At 39.6% G+C, this 17,801-nt stretch carries 15 protein-coding genes; 11 read left to right on the forward strand and 4 right to left on the reverse strand.

What is annotated here, in order from left to right; all coding sequences use genetic code 11:
• Positions 1–15 precede the first annotated feature (15 nt).
• Positions 16–453, reverse strand: coding sequence for a GtrA family protein (locus LMU01S_RS07980; protein WP_056959098.1), 438 nt, complete (start codon positions 451–453; stop codon positions 16–18).
• A gap of 242 nt (positions 454–695) precedes the next feature.
• Between LMU01S_RS07980 and LMU01S_RS07985 the strand changes: the two genes are divergently transcribed.
• The 3 genes from LMU01S_RS07985 (at position 696) to LMU01S_RS07995 (ending at position 5,118) form a co-directional block, all read left to right on the forward strand.
• Positions 696–2,135: an ATP-binding cassette domain-containing protein gene (locus tag LMU01S_RS07985; RefSeq protein ID WP_056959097.1), complete on the forward strand. Its 1,440-nt coding sequence runs from the start codon at positions 696–698 to the stop codon at positions 2,133–2,135.
• 27 nt (positions 2,136–2,162) lie between these two features.
• The gene (locus LMU01S_RS07990) at positions 2,163–3,419 is read left to right on the forward strand and encodes a hemolysin family protein (RefSeq protein WP_056959096.1); all 1,257 of its coding nucleotides are present in this window, start codon (positions 2,163–2,165) and stop codon (positions 3,417–3,419) included.
• Positions 3,420–3,540: 121 nt separating this feature from the next.
• The gene (locus LMU01S_RS07995) at positions 3,541–5,118 is read left to right on the forward strand and encodes a peptide chain release factor 3 (RefSeq protein WP_056959095.1); all 1,578 of its coding nucleotides are present in this window, start codon (positions 3,541–3,543) and stop codon (positions 5,116–5,118) included.
• Positions 5,119–5,210: 92 nt separating this feature from the next.
• Here LMU01S_RS07995 and LMU01S_RS08000 read toward each other — a convergent pair whose 3' ends face one another.
• From LMU01S_RS08000 to LMU01S_RS08010, 3 genes are all read right to left on the reverse strand, one after another.
• On the reverse strand, positions 5,211–6,362 hold the full coding sequence (locus LMU01S_RS08000; protein WP_056959094.1) for a MucBP domain-containing protein: 1,152 nt from the start codon (positions 6,360–6,362) through the stop codon (positions 5,211–5,213).
• Positions 6,363–6,507: 145 nt separating this feature from the next.
• Positions 6,508–6,783, reverse strand: a complete 276-nt coding sequence (locus tag LMU01S_RS08005) for a DUF1827 family protein (RefSeq protein WP_056959093.1) — start codon at positions 6,781–6,783, stop codon at positions 6,508–6,510.
• A gap of 151 nt (positions 6,784–6,934) precedes the next feature.
• Positions 6,935–9,097 (reverse strand): ATP-dependent Clp protease ATP-binding subunit, encoded by a 2,163-nt coding sequence (locus LMU01S_RS08010; RefSeq protein ID WP_056959092.1) that lies wholly within the window; start codon positions 9,095–9,097, stop codon positions 6,935–6,937.
• A gap of 153 nt (positions 9,098–9,250) precedes the next feature.
• Here LMU01S_RS08010 and ykzS point away from each other — a divergent pair, with 153 nt between their 5' ends.
• The 8 genes from ykzS to LMU01S_RS08050 all read left to right on the forward strand — a co-directional run bounded on the left by ykzS (position 9,251) and on the right by LMU01S_RS08050 (position 17,584).
• On the forward strand, positions 9,251–9,439 hold the full coding sequence (gene ykzS, locus LMU01S_RS08015) for a protein YkzS (protein ID WP_056959091.1): 189 nt from the start codon (positions 9,251–9,253) through the stop codon (positions 9,437–9,439).
• 193 nt (positions 9,440–9,632) lie between these two features.
• On the forward strand, positions 9,633–9,899 hold the full coding sequence (locus LMU01S_RS08020; protein ID WP_004051507.1) for a phosphocarrier protein HPr: 267 nt from the start codon (positions 9,633–9,635) through the stop codon (positions 9,897–9,899).
• Positions 9,899–11,620 (forward strand): phosphoenolpyruvate--protein phosphotransferase, encoded by a 1,722-nt coding sequence (ptsP, locus tag LMU01S_RS08025; RefSeq protein ID WP_056959090.1) that lies wholly within the window; start codon positions 9,899–9,901, stop codon positions 11,618–11,620. The genes LMU01S_RS08020 and ptsP overlap by 1 nt, the downstream gene beginning before the upstream one ends.
• Positions 11,621–11,810: 190 nt before the next feature.
• Entirely contained in the window at positions 11,811–12,992 is a 1,182-nt protein-coding gene (locus LMU01S_RS08030; protein WP_056959089.1) for a glycosyltransferase family 4 protein, read from the forward strand.
• Between the two features lie 13 nt (positions 12,993–13,005).
• Positions 13,006–14,028, forward strand: coding sequence for a glycosyltransferase family 4 protein (locus tag LMU01S_RS08035; RefSeq protein ID WP_056959088.1), 1,023 nt, complete (start codon positions 13,006–13,008; stop codon positions 14,026–14,028).
• Positions 14,028–15,047, forward strand: coding sequence for a lysylphosphatidylglycerol synthase transmembrane domain-containing protein (locus LMU01S_RS08040; protein ID WP_056959087.1), 1,020 nt, complete (start codon positions 14,028–14,030; stop codon positions 15,045–15,047). The genes LMU01S_RS08035 and LMU01S_RS08040 overlap by 1 nt, the downstream gene beginning before the upstream one ends.
• A gap of 131 nt (positions 15,048–15,178) precedes the next feature.
• The gene (locus LMU01S_RS08045; protein ID WP_004051512.1) at positions 15,179–15,412 is read left to right on the forward strand and encodes a YkuJ family protein; all 234 of its coding nucleotides are present in this window, start codon (positions 15,179–15,181) and stop codon (positions 15,410–15,412) included.
• A gap of 108 nt (positions 15,413–15,520) precedes the next feature.
• Positions 15,521–17,584, forward strand: a complete 2,064-nt coding sequence (locus LMU01S_RS08050) for an LTA synthase family protein (protein WP_056959086.1) — start codon at positions 15,521–15,523, stop codon at positions 17,582–17,584.
• Positions 17,585–17,801: the final 217 nt, after the last annotated feature.

Consider the following 17,801-nt stretch of genomic DNA (forward strand, 5'->3'; position numbering starts at 1 on the left):
TTTAGTATAGCTTAGTTATTCTTCACTAGTTTCTTTGGGCAAGATCTTAGCGGTCGTTTTGAAGATGAACCACTTACTAAAGAAGTAATTCAAGATACCACAGATGAGTTGATCGAGTATTTTGGCGAGATCTTTATAGAGGGCTAAGAGTTGCACACCGGTAAACATCAGCCCAATATCCAAGATAAACGAGAAGAACCGAACATTACAAAATGAAGCAAATTCTTGGAGGGTCTGTTTAAAGGGCGTATTTTTAGAAGCAAAGACCCATTGTTTATTGGTCACGAAAGTAAAAATGATCGCAACGATATAAGCTAAGCAGTTAGCTATCAAGTAGTTAAAACCAAGATCTTTTTCCAAAATATGGAATAAGATAACATTGATAGCACTAGCTAAGGTCCCAAAGAAAGTATAAGCAAAGAAGTTTTGATATTTACGATAGAGTTTTTTCAAGTTGGCAAAGCTACTATATCGGATCTAGTCAAATATAGCTTTTCCTTTCCTAAGTTTGTTTACTACCGTCTACATTAGTTTTAGATCAGAGTTGCGTAAAATAGCAACTAACCTTAATATTATAGTAGAAACACATGTTTTAGTGCAAATTTTGGATTCGATCAGCTTTCTAGTTGACGCTAGGAAGGCAATTTTGTACTATTGAAACTAGCTTAATTTGATAAGGTAATTGGTGAGAGAGTATGGCAAAAATAGAAATCAAATATATTACTAAGAGCGTGCCGTTGCTCTTAGATAAAAAAGAAAAACACGATACGAAAAACTTTTGGGAATTACGCGGGATCGATCTGGCTGTAAATGACGGTGAAGCAGTCGGGGTGATCGGTGATAACGGCTCAGGCAAAGCAGCCTTGATGAAGATCTTAGGACAAAAAGACAGACAAACAACGGGCTTTATCACGACTAAGACCAAAAGATCTTATGCTTCGTGTACGAGTTTAGATCCAGAAAAGACCGGACTTGAAAATATTCGCCAAGCGATCGCACAAGCTGACATCGATGAATTCAAGGGTAACCATTATACGAACGGGATCATCAATTTTTCTGAGATCGGTGAATTATTGTATCGTCCAGTTAAAGAGTATTCAACGGGGATGTATGCGCGGTTAGCTTTAAGTATCGTATTGTTCATCGATCCAGAATTAGTCATTTTAGATGAAGTTTTATCACCTGTTGACCGAAACTTTTACTTTAAAGCCGTTCAAAAGATCCAACAGTTAAAGGATGCAGGCGTTACTTTTATCGTTTCTGAAGTGCGTCCAGTTATCATCGAGACGCTCTGTGAACGTACGGCTCTGCTACAATTTGGTGTTTTACAAGATTTTGGGGTCACAACAGAAGTGGTCAGACAGTATGAATATGCTTGTGAATGGATCGCTAATTTGACTTTACCTGAAAAAAATGACTATTTAGCAGAAAAGCAAGCTGAACAGATCAATTTTGACATCGATAAGGTTTATGAAGTGTTCAAGAGTGAACAATTTAAGCATGGTTATACCCGTAAAGATGAACCACGGATGCGTAAAGAATTTTTTGTTGAACGCGGTAATGATCCAGTGCAACGCGAAAAGGCTACACAGACAAATAAGCCAGCTAAACGTGTCGATTCTAAAGTGATCTTTGCGCTATTAGCGTTAATAGTACTTGTTTTTTTGGGTAGTTTTTGGTATCAAAAGACCCAAGCTTCTAATGCAACGAAAGCTAAGGAAAATTCAGCAAGTATCGCTAAGGTCAACTCACAAAAAAAGGCTTCTTCTTTAAGTCAAAGTAAAACTAAAGCGTTAAGCGCTAAAGAAGCCAGTCAAAAAGCCGCCAGTGAGAGTGCTCAAAAAGCGGCAGAGGAAAGTCAACGTAAACAAGAAGAGGCAAGTAAACAAGCTGCAGCTAGCTCAGAAAGTGCAGCTAAGGCAAGTAGTGAGAGCGCCGCTAAAGCAAGTAGCGAAAGTGCCGCTAGTTTGTCTTCGGCTCAAGCTGATGCGCAAACGATCAATGTGGCTGATGGCGATACGCTTGAGTCATTAGCTGCAAAATACGCAACTACAGTCGAAAAAATTCAAGAGTTGAATAATTTAGGTTCAAGTGTCGATCTAACAGCTGGTGAAACACTTTATGTACCAAAATAAAATTAATTAAGAAAAGGTGATTTATGTATGGGATCAGATCCTGGACAGCCCCTGGTATGGGCAATGAGCGCATTGATCGCAGTCGTTTTATTTAGCTTAAATGTAATTGGGGAGCAGGCATTACGTCAAAGTACGGAGGCGCAAAAAGAAAGTCTAAATTATCGGGCTAATAGTTGGATCGCAGCCTATTTTAGCAAAATCGCATTTGGTTTCTTAGCCATGGCTAGTATCACACAGATCATCAATGGTACTTGGAAGCTTATGGCCTTGATCGTCTTAGTCGTGGTCTTGGTCGGATCAGAATTTGGCTTAGCTAGCAAAGTGACGGTCGAAAATAGTGGTTTATTGTGCCAAAAGTTAGGGTGGTTACTCAAACTTGAAAATGTGATCTTATGGCCACTTACTAAGGTAGTCACGTTAGTTCAGCAAAAAGGCCAGATCGCTGGACCAACGGAGATGTCTTTTGAAACGATCGTGGAAAATATTCAACGACAACGTAAAGAAAGTGAATTGGATACAGCTGATTTTGAGATGATAAATGGGGTCTTATCTTTGCACGACAAGACGGCACGAGAAGTTATGGTACCACGGATCGACGCATTTATGATCGATATTACAAATGATAATGATCGTAATATCGACAGTATTTTAGAAATGGACTATTCGCGGATACCAGTCTATCATGAAGATAAAGATAATATCGTCGGGATCGTGCATATCAAAAATATTTTGAAGCGTGCACGTCGTTATGGTTTTGAACGTCTGACGATCCGGCAGGTGATGCATCCAGCGTTTTTTGTCCCTGAAACGATGCCAGTCGATGAGCTACTCTTGCAGATGCAAAAAACACAAAACCAAATGGCTATCCTATTAGACGAATATGGTGGGGTCGTAGGTTTGACGACTTTGGAAGATATTTTAGAAGAGATCGTCGGTGAGATCGAAGATGAATCTGATGAGCCAGCTAAATTGATCGAGCAAGTAGCTGAAAATGAATTTATCGTTCAAGGGAAAATGACTTTGACAGAATTTAATGATGAATTTGGGACTAAGCTTGAAATGGATGATATCGATACCGTTGCTGGTTATATTATTGCTAAAACAGGTAAGATCCCGGACGACGATGAAGTGTTGACTGTTACAAAAGACGATGGTCTAGTGTTGAAAACAGTTGAGATCGTTGATGATGCTCGGATCACTAAAGTTTTAGCAGTGATCCCACCTGAACTTTCAGGTTGGCGTAAACTTAGAGCATTGGATCCAAAAGAAGATCAAAAAAATTGATTATATAGTAAAGGTCGGTCTTAACTAAGTGTTGAAACCGACCTTTTTTTAAAGTAAGATAATATGTGACATTTAGAGAAGTTAGCCAAAAGCTGATATAAAATTTAATTGTGAGGTAAGTATGAAAACAGATGAATTAAAACAAGCCGTTGAAAAAAGACGGACCTTTGCGATCATTTCTCACCCTGACGCGGGTAAGACAACGATCACAGAACAATTGCTTTTATTTGGGGGCGTCGTTCGCCAAGCTGGGACAGTTAAAGCCAAAAAAAGTGGTAATTTTGCTAAATCTGACTGGATGGAGATCGAAAAGAAACGTGGGATCTCAGTTACGAGTTCGGTCATGCAATTTGACTATGCCGGCAAGCGCGTTAACATCCTTGATACCCCTGGGCACGAAGACTTTTCCGAAGATACGTATCGTACATTGATGGCAGTCGATTCAGCGGTGATGGTGATCGACTCAGCTAAAGGGATCGAGCCGCAAACTAAAAAACTTTTCCAAATTTGTAAAATGCGTGGGATCCCGATCTTTACATTTATCAATAAATTAGACCGTGATGGCCGTGAGCCTTTGGAATTGACAGCCGAACTTGAAGAAGTTTTGGGGATCGATGCCTATGCGATGAATTGGCCGATCGGGATGGGAAAAGGTCTCAAGGGGATCTATGATATCTATAATGATCGGATCGAACTTTACCGCTCGGAAGCTGATGGTCAAAAATTCCTCGAACTCGATGAAAATGGCGAGATCAAGGGTGATGATCCGTTAAAAGAAGATAGTATCTATCAACAAGTTTTAGAAGAAGTTGAATTGGTCAAGGATGCAGGCAATGAATTTGACGAAGAAAAGATCGCAAATGGTCAATTGACACCGGTCTTCTTTGGCTCGGCTTTGACGAACTTTGGGGTCAAAACATTTTTAGATGCCTATCTCCAGTTTGCACCAGCCCCAACAGCCCATAAGACGCAAGCTGGTGGTGAGATAAAACCGGCTGATCCAACTTTCTCAGGCTTTATTTTTAAGATCCAAGCTAATATGAACCCTAACCATCGTGACCGGATCGCCTTTGTCCGGATCTGTTCGGGTGAATTTGACCGTGGAATGGATGTCTTTTTGAACCGAACAGGTAAAAAGATCCGCCTTTCTAATTCGACTCAATTTATGGCTGATACACGTGAAACAGTTGAAACTGCTGTTGCTGGCGATATTATTGGATTGTATGACACGGGGAATTTCCAGATCGGGGATACGATCTACACGGGTAAAAAAGCGATCGAATTTGAAAAATTACCACAATTTACGCCAGAATTATTTGCACGTGTTACGGCTAAGAACGTGATGAAGCAAAAGTCATTCCACAAAGGGATCCAACAATTAGTGCAAGAAGGGGCAGTTCAGCTTTATCAAAGTTATAGTACCGGTGACTATATTTTAGGTGCAGTTGGTCAATTGCAGTTTGAAGTTTTCCAATTTAGAATGGCAAATGAATACAATTCTGAAGTGGTTATGACACCAATGGGCAATAAGATCGCGCGTTGGATCGATCCAGAACAATTAGATGAAAAGATGTCGAGTTCAAGAAACTTACTTGTTAAAGATCGGCAAGGTGCACCACTATTTCTGTTTGAAAATGAATTTTCAGAAAGATGGTTCAAAGATAAATATCCTGATGTAAAATTAACGGCAAAACTGTGATCGATAGGCGCTAGTTAATAACAAAAGCTCAGAACTGACAGTTAAGAGAGCTATGTCTCAACTGTCAGTTCTGAGCTTTTTAGTATATATGATCACGGGTCCAAGTTTAGGTATTCGCGGATCGTCCAACCAAGTCCATTGACCTCAAACCAAAGCATCCCGTCAACTTTGATCCGTCCTGTCAAAGTTACGATCTGTCCATTTTTGATCAGTCCGACTTTTTGCCCAAACGGCTTATCGTATAAGACAAGTTCACCATCGGGGATAAAGTCGATCATTGCATTATGGCGAAGGTCGATCGAGTGTGGTAGATCGATCTCAAGGGTATCCTGCTCACTGATCACAGCTGGTTTTTTATCCAACATTGTCATCAATTCGGCATCATATTTGATCCAAATGCTACCGCCTAAGCAATACCAACGTTGATCGTTATCAGTGGTGATCGTTTCAAAAGTTTGCCAAATAGTATCTTTAGCTAAGATCACATCGGTAACTTGTCCTTCAGGAGCATCTAAACAAGGTAGAGACTGCTTGAATTTTAGATAATGTGGGGTATAATCAACATCTTTCCAACTGTCCCGACGATAAAAATAGGTCACAGCTTGTTGATCGTAAGTAAAGATCCCATGCGTCAAACCACGAGCCCGTAAGAGAGTGTAGTTGCGGATCGCAGGTGATGAAAGGGAAAACTCATCCCCGACTTTTCCTTTAATAAAAGTTGGTTTTTGCAAAAAGCGACGATCATCGATATCTTGACAAAAGATCCAAATATTACCAGCATCTTTTTTGCGATAGGTAAAAGTGATCGCAGCGTAAGGTAAGACAAAATCACTCGTAAAGCCATCGACCCGGATCAAATTATAACCGTCAAAATCTTTGAATCTGAATTTGATCGGTTCGTGGCGCTTACCTGAGATGATCTGCGGTGAAGCTAAGAATTTCTTATCTTCATCTTGGAAGAGCAAGATGACAGTCGAATCCTGGGTAGTGGCCTTTTTCTTGATCTCTTTTTTAGTCGTGACCGCTTGTTTTTGGTCTAATACGATCTCTGCTTCTTTTTTTAGTGGTGGCGCCGGGGCGATAGGTTGCTGAGCTGGCGCAGTTTTTTCGATCTCGATCTCTGGTTGTTCTTCGAGTAGTGCTTCTTTGACTGGAGCTATTTCGATTTTAGAACGCTTAGCAAAGCGCGACCGGTGTTTTTCATTCTTTGGATGTTTTGTCTTTTTTTGTCTTTTCGGTGCCAACTTGAACTCGCCTCCCTCGTATCGGTGTCACGTCAATTATAACGTATCTCTAAAATGATTGCACAAAATTATTACTAGATAACTTAAATTTTTTAGTACTTAATAATAAAAAACCCCGTAAGATAGCTTACGAGGTTTCTAGGTCTTAGTTCTCCAAATTTATTTCCACTAAGTTTCCTTGAGCAGTAACAGTCGCAGCATCGGCACGGTCTTTTAAAAGCTTAGTTTTGACAAATTCAATTTCTTTAGGAGTGATCCGACGAATTTTGTTTGAGATCACGATCTCAGAAAAAGCATGTTTTTTCTTATAGACGACTTTTGAATTCCCTAGGGTATATACTTTGATGAAATGAACTGGTGATTTAACTAATTCATGGTGGATCATACGTGAGTAACTATTGGTAACATCGATCAATTGCATGTTGATTTCCTCCCTTGCTAAATATCGTAAAATTTTGAAGTAAAAAGCATGCTTCAAATTACCAATTCTATATAACTATTATAAACTATCTGCTAGAAATGTTGAAAATAAAAAACTGGGAAGTTGGTAAAAAAACTCCCAGTTTGTTGAATTATTCAATAACGTTTGCTTCACTGATCACGATCGTATCGTCACTTAGATCAGCGTAAAAGTTTTTAACTTGGGGATGATCAAGGTAAAAGTCAGTTACTTTGTCTTCGATCTGGTCTTGGATCGTCCGGCGTAGTGGACGCGCCCCCATCTTAGGATCATAGCCTAATTCGACTAGTTTTTGGCGGGCCTTAGTTGAAACTTTAAGTGACATTCCGTTTTCTTGTAGCGTTTGGTCGACTTTTTCGAGCATCAACCAAACGATCTGGTCAAGATTTTCTTTAGTCAAAGCATTGAACTCGATAATATCATCAAAACGGTTCAAAAATTCTGGCTTGAAGTATTTAGTCAATTTATCGACCACAGAATTAGGGGTGCTCTTGGTCGTGCCAAAGCCAACGTTGACGATCGGATCACCTGAACCGGCGTTACTTGTCATGATGATGATCGTATCTTTAAAGCTGACAGTCTTACCTTGTGAATCAGTCAAGCGCCCATCATCTAAGATCTGCAAGAACATATGCATGACATCGGGATGAGCTTTTTCGATCTCGTCTAATAAGATCAAGCTATATGGATGTCGCCGAACTTGTTCGGTCAACTGGCCCGCTTCTTCATATCCAACGTAACCCGGAGGCGAACCGATCAATTTAGAGACAGAGAATTTTTCCATGTATTCGCTCATATCAAAGCGGATCATGGCCTCGGTCGTTCCAAATAGTTCTAAAGCAAGTTGTTTAGCTGCTTCCGTTTTCCCGACCCCTGTAGGACCGACAAAAAGAAATGAACCGATCGGCCGGCCTGATTTGTTAAAGCCGATCCGATTGCGCCGGATCGAGCGGGCAACTTTATCAACGGCACGGTCTTGGCCGATAACGTTTTGCTTGAGTGTTTGGGCTAGAGTTTGTAATTGTGCTTGTTCTTTTTGTTTGAGTTCACCGACAGGAATAGAAGTCATTTCTTCGACGATCTTTTCCATGTCTTGGGCGGTAACTTCGCTTTTGACTTGAGGTTTAGCTGTTAAATATTCTTCTAGTTTAGCGACTTGATCGCGATAAAAGGCGGCTTTTTCATAATCTTCTTGGTCTAAAGCAGCTTTTTTATTTGTCTGAGCCTGAGCTATCTTAGCTTTGACTTCGCTTGGGTCAAAAGCTTGTAAAGCTAAATTTTTACGCGAGCCGGCTTCATCTAAGAGATCGATCGCTTTATCTGGCAAATAGCGGTCCTGAATGTAGCGAGTCGAAAGTTGGATCGCACTTTCAAGAGCTTCATCGGTATAGGCGACTTGATGGTAGCTTTCATATTTAGCACGTAGGCCGTGTAATATCGCTAAAGTCTCTTCTTTAGAAGGTTCTTCAACTTGGACGGGTTGTAAACGCCGCGCTAAGGCAGCATCTTTTTCGATCGTACGAAATTCGTTTAAAGTAGTAGCTCCGACAAGTTGGAACTCACCGCGAGCTAGAGCTGGTTTTAAAACGTTGCCGGCATCCATGCCTCCCTCAGCGTTTCCAGCCCCAACGATCTCATGGATCTCATCGATAAAGAGGATGATATCTTGTTTTTGTTTCAACTCATCCATTAATTCCTGCATGCGTTGCTCAAATTGACCACGGATCCCGGTCCCTTGGACTAAGGAAACAACGTCTAGGCGGATAACTTTTTTATTTAATAGTTTTTGTGGAACATCGCCGTCAACGATTTTTTGCGCAAGACCTTCGACAACTGCTGTTTTCCCGACGCCGGCTTCACCAGTAAGGACAGGATTGTTCTTAGTGCGCCGATTCAAGATCTCAGTTACACGTTTTATCTCGCGGTCCCGCCCGATAACTGGGTCGATCTGGCCCGCTTTTGCTTGGGCGGTGAGATCAAGCCCATATTTATCTAAAATTCCTTCGTTATCACCATTATCTCCGCCTTTTGTTTGGGGATCTTGCGCTGGTGTGGGACGCTGTTGGCTTTGGCGTTTGATCTCTTTAAAGAAATCAGCGAATGGATCACTACCAAAGGGATCTTGGAAGATACCATCCAAGGAAGGTGGTAGTTGACTTTGATTTTTCAAAGCTCGATAGCAGTTAGGGCAAAGGTCGATCGAAGTTTGGCGACCGTTGATGTTTGTTGTTAAATGTAGCGTAGCTTGGTTTTGCTGACAATTTTGGCATAACATAGCTATTCACGACCTTTCCGGTTAAATTTAATGTCAAAATTGGTTTGACCAACTTTGACCTTTGTAGCTTTATTATACAAATTTTTATCTTAAGTGCAAGCAAAAAAAATTGGAGATGGTATAATTTAAAAATGTGTGAAAGGGGGTAGCAGGATGGAAAAGGATTATCAAGCATTATTAGATCGCTTGCATGCAGGTGAGATAACAGAATTTGAGATCGAAACAGCTGAATTTATGAATTTTCAAAAGATTTTACTAAATTATAATTATCGGAAAAATGTGGTCGGTACAGCTAAACGTGGTGGCGGAGTTATCTATCATTATCATAAAAATGATAAATAAATTTTTTTGATATATTATCAAAATGTTTAAGAGTGATACCTTGTCTTGATAAATAATTCATGGTATTATTTTTTATAGTAGGTGTAACACTTAGTGTAATCGCTAATGTAAACGAATTCTTTTGTAGTTGTAATCAATTTGTTTACTAATTGTTGCACAAATCTTATTTATATTTAAAGGAGCATGATCCACAATGGAAAAGAAAGAATTTCACGTAATCGCAGAAACAGGTATTCACGCACGCCCAGCTACACTTTTGGTGCAAGCAGCAAGCAAATTTAACTCAGATATTACATTAGAATATCAAGGTAAATCAGTAAACTTGAAATCTATCATGGGTGTTATGTCATTAGGTGTAGGTCAAAACGCTGATGTTGTGATCTCTGCTGATGGTGCTGATGAAGCAGAAGCTATCGCAGCTATCGCAGAAACAATGACAAAGGAAGGACTTGCTGAATAATGACGAAAATGTTGAAGGGTATCGCAGCTAGTGACGGAATTGCAGCCGCAAAAGCCTATATGCTTGTGCAACCTGACCTTTCATTTTCTGAAACCAGTATTTCTGATCCAGAAGCTGAGATCAAGCGTTTAGATGATGCTGTAGCAGCCTCCAAGAGTGAGCTTGAAGCTATCAAGCAAAAAGCTGCCCAAAACTTAGGGGCTGAAGAAGCTGAAGTTTTTGAGGCGCACTTAACGATCTTGGCTGACCCTGAAATGATTGGTCAAATCGAAAATCAGATCAAAAATGAAAAAGTTAATGCCGAAGCTGCGTTGAAGAGCGTAACAGACATGTTTATTTCCATGTTTGAAGGCATGACAGACAATGCTTACATGCAAGAACGTGCAGGCGATATTCGCGACGTAACTAAGCGTGTCATGAGTCATTTGTTAGGTGTAACTTTACCTAACCCAGCTTTGATCGACGAAGAAGTTGTGATCGTAGCACATGACTTGACACCATCTGATACAGCGCAATTAGACCGCAATTTTGTTAAGGGCTTTATCACTGATATCGGTGGCCGGACATCGCACTCTGCTATCATGTCAAGAACCCTTGAGATCCCTGCAGTCGTAGGCTCTGGCTCAGCAACAACTGAGATCAAAGAAGGCGATATGGTCATTATCGATGGTATTGCTGGGGATGCAGTTATTGATCCAACGGCTGATCAATTAGCTGAATATGAACAAAAAGCTGCTGATTTCAAGGCTCAAAAAGCTGAATGGCAACAATTAAAAGATGCTAAATCTGTCTCAAAAGACGGCAAACAAGTTATCTTAGGGGCTAATATCGGTACCCCTAAAGATGTTACGGGTGCTGTTGATAATGGGGCCGAAGCTGTTGGCTTGTTCCGTTCTGAATTCTTATACATGGATGCAAGTGAGCTTCCAACAGAAGAAGAACAATTCAAAGCTTACAAAGAAGCAGTTGAAGGTATGGATGGCAAACAAGTTGTCGTACGTACAATGGATATTGGTGGGGATAAGGATCTACCTTATCTACCACTACCAGAAGAAGAAAATCCATTCTTGGGTTACCGTGCGATCCGCATCTCATTAGATCGTCAAGATATCTTCCGTACTCAATTGCGTGCATTGTTACGTGCTTCCCACTATGGACGCTTGGCTATCATGTTCCCAATGATCGCTACTGTCAAGGAATTCAAAGATGCTAAGGCGATCTTTGAAGAAGAAAAAGCTAAGTTAGTTAAAGAAGGTATCCCTGTTTCTGACGATATTGAAGTCGGAATGATGATGGAGATCCCTGCTGCTGCAATGATCGCAGATAAGTTAGCTAAGTATGCTGATTTCTTTAGTATCGGAACCAATGACTTGATCCAATACTCTATGGCAGCTGATCGTGGTAACGAACGTGTATCTTACCTTTACCAACCATATAACCCATCTATCTTGCGTTTGATCAAGAACATCATCGATGCTTCACATAAAGAAGGCAAGTGGACTGGTATGTGTGGTGAAATGGCTGGCGATCAAGTTGCTGTGCCATTGTTGCTTGGTTTAGGTCTAGATGAATTCTCAATGAGTGCAACTTCGATCTTGAAGACACGTAGCTTGTTGAAGAAACTTGATTCAGTTAAGATGCAAGAATTAGCTCAAAAAGCAGTTGAAGATTGCGAAACAACTGAAGAAGTTGAAGCTTTAGTAGCTGAATATACGAAGTAACATTCGATCAACTTATCTTAAAAAGAGACCGGAAAGAGATTTCTGGTCTCTTTTTGTCTAAAATCAGTTGGAAAATGTTAAAATATTAAGAATGGTATTTTTTTGCTCTTCGTATCAGTGAGAGCATTGCAAAGGAATAGTTAAAACCATATAATTAAAACTGATAAAAAGTTGAGGAGGAAAGGTGCTTGTGAATATCGGCATATTTACAGATACGTATTTTCCGCAAGTTAGCGGGGTTGCGACATCGATCGATACTTTGCGTTCACAATTAGAACAAAAAGGACATACGGTCTATATTTTTACGACTACCGATCCTGATGTCGAGAAAAATGTCTATGAGCGCAATGTGTTTCGCTTTGCTAGCATTCCGTTTATTTCTTTTACCGATAGACGCATCGCTGTTAGGGGGCTATTTCAGTCTTATCAAGTAGCTAAAGAATTAAATCTAGATATTGTTCATACGCAAACCGAATTTTCAATGGGTTTGATCGGGAAGTTTGTAGCTAAAGCGCTAAAGATCCCGTGTGTTCATACTTACCATACGATGTATGAAGATTATTTACATTATGTGGCCAAAGGAAAATTATTGAAACCCTCCCATGTACGTTTGATGACTTGTTCATTTTGCGAAAAAATGAGTGGGGTCGTGGCGCCAAGTACCCGTGTTTTAGAGACTTTGACTCGGTATGGGGTCAAAGAACCGATCACTGTTATTCCGACGGGGGTTGATTTGACACGATTTAAAGTCGTTAGTGAAAATAACGTTCGAAAACACTATGGAATAGCTGAGAATGCGCCGTTATTATTAACATTGAGTCGCTTGGCTTTTGAAAAAGATATCGATCGCATGGTGGCTAGTTTTCCGGCGATCAAAACCAAAGTTCCAGGGGTCAAATTGTTGATCGTAGGGGATGGTCCAGCTAAAGAGTCATTGCAAGAGCAAGTAAAAGAACTCGGATTGACCGAAGATATCATCTTTACAGGTGAAGTTGACAATACTCAAGTGAGTGAATTTTATCATGCAGCTGATCTCTTTGTTTCAACGTCGATCTCAGAGTCACAAGGCTTAACCTATATTGAAGCATTGGCAGCAGGGACTAAAGTAGTTTCCTCGAAAAGCCCATATACGGCTGAACTTTTAAGTGATCGGGCGATCGGGGCAAATTTTGAGACTTTAGAAGAATTTGTTGAGTTAGTAGTTGAATATTTGACGAAACCAGCCAAATATCAAGATCCTAAGCCGCTACAACAAAAGTTAAAAGAGATCTCAGCTGATGAGTTTGGTGAAAAGATCTTACAATTTTATGAACGCAGTAAGGAACACTATCTAGAGTTGAGTCAAACCACTTACTCAAAAGAACACAGCTAAAAGGAGTTTTCTGATGTTAAATGTTCACATGTATTCGTCGGCAACCAAGGTCAAAGGCCAAGGGGTGGGCAGTGCATACACCGAACTGATAAAGTTGCTAGAAAAATACTATCCTGAGCAGTTGGCGATCACGATCAATGAGTTTAGCCCAGCTGATATCAGTCACTATCATACGATCGACTTAAAGTTTTTCTTTTCGACTTTTTCCAAACGTCGAGGAAAAAAAGTGGGTTACGTCCACTTTTTACCAGAAACACTGGAAGGAAGTCTTAAGTTACCGTGGATCGCACGTAAAGTATTGTATCGATATGTGATCGCGTTTTATAAGCGGATGGATGCCTTGGTCGTTGTTAATCCGACTTTTATTCCAAAACTAGAAGCTTATGGGATCGCTCGTGAAAAGATAACTTATATTCCTAATTTTGTATCTAAAAAGGAATTTTATCCAATCGCTAGTGAGGAAAAAAAGCAGTTACGGGTGAAAAAAAAGTTGCCTACCGATAAATTTTTGATCGTTGGTGTGGGACAGATCCAGGAAAGAAAAGGTGTCTTTGATTTTATCGAGTTAGCTAAGCGCAATCCTGAATTCGAATTCGTTTGGGTCGGAGGCTTTTCATTTGGGATGATCACTGACGGCTATGCCGAGTTAAAAAAGGTCGTTGATGATCCACCTGAAAATTTACATTTCCCTGGGATCGTTGAACGGACTGAGATGTGTGAGTACTACAACTTAGCTGATGTTTTCTTGTTACCATCATATAATGAGCTTTTTCCGATGAGTGTGCTTGAAGCGTTTAGTTGTGAGACGCCCGTTGTTTTACGTGAACTTGAACTTTACGAAGGCGTTATCGCGGGTTATTATGCTGGTTGTGCTGATATAGATGAGATGGAAAAAAAGCTCAAAGAGTTAGCTAAAGACCCAGCTGTATTAGCCAAATTACGTGAGCGGGCTAAAGCAGCAGCAAAGTTTTATTCAGAAGATCGCTTGGCCTTGATCTGGTTGGACTACTATAAAAAACAAGCGGGGAAAGTGTGATGTCAAAGAAAAATAAATTAGCCCTCTTGCTAATGATATTGATCGGAGTCGGGATCTTTTTTTATTCTGTTCAAGGGATCTCATATCATGACTTGGTCGGTGATATCATGCATCTTAATTGGTGGTGGATCGCAGTGGCTGTCTTATGTATGGCATTGTCGATCGTTTGCGAGGGCTTTGTGGTCAAGGAATTACTAAAAAGACAGTTTCCAACTTATTCTTTTAAGGATTCATTGCGGATCCCCTTGATCGAAGCTTTATTCAATGGGATCACCCCGTTTGCTTCAGGTGGGCAACCAGCACAGCTATTTGCCTTATTGCAATCCGGGGTAGATGCTGGCCGGGCGACTTCGATCTTATTGATGAAATTTGTGGTATATCAATCGATGATCGTTTTAAATTTCATCGTTTGCTTATTTTTAGGATTTCATTTGATCGCCGATAAATTGCATGTTATGGGATTGCTGTTGATCTTTGGTTTTTTGATCCATTTGGCAGTGATCTTAGGTTTGTTATTGATAATGTATTGGTATGACTTTACTAAAAAGATGACTAATCTATGCTTGCGCCCTTTTAAACGCTTGTTAGCTCCAGAACGTTATGAAAAATACGATAAGTTACTCAATGAGAAGATCGATAACTTTTATCGGGAGAGTTTACAGTTAAAGGCGAACTACCGCTTATTGTTCAAAGTTAGTTTGATCACTTTGATCCAACTATTTTTCTATTACATCATCCCATTTTTTATTTTGTTAGCTTTACGAGTCGAGCATGCTGAATTATTGACAGTAATGACGCTTCACGTTTTGATCGTGATGGTGATCTCACTATTTCCGATCCCAGGGGGTGCTGGGGGGGCCGAATATAGTTTTTCGCTGATTTTTTCGACCTTTGTTAACAGTGGAAGTAAACTGGTCTTGGCGATGATAATTTGGCGGATCATTACTTACTATTTAGGGATGTTTGGTGGTATGGTAGCTTTGGTGATCAAACCAGATAAATATTCAAAACAAGATTAAAGAGAAGATCATCTTAAAATCTTCAATTTTTTTGAATTGTTTCATTATATTTGGTGTGTTAGTATATAATTTGCTAAGATATATCAAAAGTAGGTCCATGATCTACTTAAATGAAGAGGAGATTTATATCTATGGAAAATTCACAACTTGTGGCAATTATCGAAAGACTAGATGCGATGATGAAAGCAGACACAAATGAAGTTCAATCACGTCGCTTTGAGCGTGAAGGACAAGAAAGAGGATTTGTAACCTACGATCCAGCAACACAAACTTTTGAATTAGAAGAACTAGCAACACATCAAAAGTTCGATTTTGATGATATCGATCTAGCAGCGATGGAAATCTACGACTTGCTAAACGACTAATTTTAAAATATTTTTAAATCTTGTGGAATAACTATCTTTTTCATAGGATATTAAACTATAATTTGACGCATAGACAATTAAATACTACTTATTATTGGAGGCAATTAGATGCGTTCAGTGCTAAAGAAAGTCCATGATGGGCTGAATACGCGCACAGGGTTTTTTATTTTAACTCTGGTATTACTTTGGATTAAAACGTATGCTGTTTATGTTAATAAGTTTAGCTTAGGGATCAATGACAGCATGCAACGCTTCTTGCTCTTGTTAAATCCGCTCCCAACAGGTTTATTACTTTTAGGGATCGCCCTTTATTTTAGAGGTAAGAAGTCCTATTGGATCATGATGATCGTCGATTTGATCGCCTCATTATGGCTTTTTGCTAATATTTTGTACTATCGGGAGTTTTCTGATTTCCTATCAATGGGGATCATTAAGTCTTCGGGATCAGTTTCAAATAATTTATCGTTAAGTATTGGCGAGATCTTGCATCTCAGTGACTTATGGGTCTTTGTAGATGTGATCATTTTGACATTACTATTGGTATTTAAGGTCATCAAAATCGATACACGCCCTGTAAAGTTCCGCTATCCGATCGGGGTCACACTGTTATCATGTGTTTTGTTTGCAGCTAATCTAGGTTTAGCCGAAAAGAATCGCCCACAACTGCTGACACGTACATTTGACAATAACTATATTGTTAAATATTTAGGTATTAACTTCTATGCTGCTTATAACGCTTACCAAACGCATAAGGAAAGTGCTACAAGAGCTAGTGCAAGTAGTAGTGATATGGATCAGGTCTTGAAGTTTTTGGAAAAAAACAAAACAACGGTCAATCCAGAATACTATGGTAAAGCAAAAGGTAAGAATGTTTTTGTTTTCCATTTGGAAAGTTTCCAACAATTTATGATCAACTATAAAGTTAATGGTAAGGAAGTAACGCCAAATATCAATCAATTTTATAGCGATCAAAGCACGATCTCCTTTGATAATTTCTACCACCAAGTAGGACAAGGGAAGACTTCTGATGCTGAAACGATGTTAGAAACATCACTCTTTGGTCTACCATCAGGGTCAGTTATGACATCTTATGGTACCAATAATACCTTCCAAGCAATGCCAGCTATTATGGACCAACAAGGTTATACAACGGCGGCATTTCACGGAGATGTTGGTAGTTTTTGGAATCGCGATAATACCTATAAATCTTGGGGATATCAATATTTCTTTAGTGAAGACTACTACAAGAATAAATCCAACTATAGTATTGGCTATGGTTTGAAAGATAAGCTATTTTTACAACAGTCAGTCAAGTACATCGAACAGTTACCGCAACCTTTCTATGCAAAATTGATCACGGTCACAAACCATTATCCATACGAACTTGATAAGCAAAATCAAACGATTGAAAAGACGACAACAGGTGATAGTACTGTTGACGGATATGTTCAAACTGCTAAGTATTTAGACGATGCTTTTGGCGAATTTATCAGTTATTTGAAAAAAGCAGGTCTATATGATAATTCGATGATCGTTGTTTATGGTGACCATTACGGTATTTCAAATAACCATAAAAAGGCGATCGCACAATTACTTGGTAAGAAGAGCGTAGATAGTTATGATCTAGCACAATTCCAAAAGGTTCCATTTATGATCCATGTTAATGGCATCAAAGGTGGGATAGATCACACTTATGGTGGTGAGATCGACGTTATGCCGACCTTATTAGATCTTTTGGGGATCAAGAATACAGATACGATCCAATTAGGGAACGACTTGTTAGCTAAGGATCGAAACCAGACAGTTGCCTTTAGAAATGGTGACTTTGTTTCACCTACATTTACCAAGATCGGAAGTACGATCTATAATGACAAAGGTGAAGATGTTACAAATAGTTTAACGGCCGAACAAAAGGCGCAAGTTAAAGCGCAGACAGAATACGTTGATGAAGAGTTATCGCTTTCTGATAAGATCATCACAGGTGATCTGTTGCGTTTCTACACGCCTGAAGGCTTTAAAGCGACTGATAAGACTAAATATAACTATAAGTATTCAGAAGGCCTAAAACAGCTCAAACAGGCACAAAAGGATAAACCAACGAGTGTCTTGCAGCAAAATAATGGCAATTCAACTGAAAACCTATACGAAACAGATGCACCTGAATTGAAATAGTTTAGGTAAAAGAGTATAAGCCCTAAATAGATAATGGTAAAACCGCTACGATGAACATACGCATCGTAGCGGTTTTGTTATCTACAAGTCGCTGGTCCAGCCGTGAGCAAGAGACTATGTCATAGTTTTTTGATAGTGTGCTAGAGGATTTAGGATCAGGTAAAAATTTTTGAATATATTCAAAAAAATCTAAAAAAGTTATTGACGTTTCTTGCTA

Origin of the sequence: Ligilactobacillus murinus DSM 20452 = NBRC 14221 (genome assembly GCF_001591685.1) — a bacterium.
Classification (GTDB): Bacteria; Bacillota; Bacilli; order Lactobacillales; family Lactobacillaceae; genus Ligilactobacillus; species Ligilactobacillus murinus.

Bases quoted from the DNA above. Each gene is read 5' to 3' on its own strand.
- ykzS (WP_056959091.1), top strand. From the start codon at position 9,251: ATGGAAAAGGATTATCAAGCATTATTAGATCGCTTGCATGCAGGTGAG.
- LMU01S_RS08050 (WP_056959086.1), top strand. From the start codon at position 15,521: ATGCGTTCAGTGCTAAAGAAAGTCCATGATGGGCTGAATACGCGCACA.
- LMU01S_RS08010 (WP_056959092.1), bottom strand. From the start codon at position 9,097: ATGTTATGCCAAAATTGTCAGCAAAACCAAGCTACGCTACATTTAACA.
- LMU01S_RS07990 (WP_056959096.1), top strand. From the start codon at position 2,163: ATGGGATCAGATCCTGGACAGCCCCTGGTATGGGCAATGAGCGCATTG.
- LMU01S_RS08020 (WP_004051507.1), top strand. From the start codon at position 9,633: ATGGAAAAGAAAGAATTTCACGTAATCGCAGAAACAGGTATTCACGCA.
- LMU01S_RS08035 (WP_056959088.1), top strand. From the start codon at position 13,006: ATGTTAAATGTTCACATGTATTCGTCGGCAACCAAGGTCAAAGGCCAA.
- LMU01S_RS08005 (WP_056959093.1), bottom strand. From the start codon at position 6,783: ATGCAATTGATCGATGTTACCAATAGTTACTCACGTATGATCCACCAT.
- LMU01S_RS08045 (WP_004051512.1), top strand. From the start codon at position 15,179: ATGGAAAATTCACAACTTGTGGCAATTATCGAAAGACTAGATGCGATG.
- LMU01S_RS07995 (WP_056959095.1), top strand. From the start codon at position 3,541: ATGAAAACAGATGAATTAAAACAAGCCGTTGAAAAAAGACGGACCTTT.
- LMU01S_RS07985 (WP_056959097.1), top strand. From the start codon at position 696: ATGGCAAAAATAGAAATCAAATATATTACTAAGAGCGTGCCGTTGCTC.
- ptsP (WP_056959090.1), top strand. From the start codon at position 9,899: ATGACGAAAATGTTGAAGGGTATCGCAGCTAGTGACGGAATTGCAGCC.
- LMU01S_RS08040 (WP_056959087.1), top strand. From the start codon at position 14,028: ATGTCAAAGAAAAATAAATTAGCCCTCTTGCTAATGATATTGATCGGA.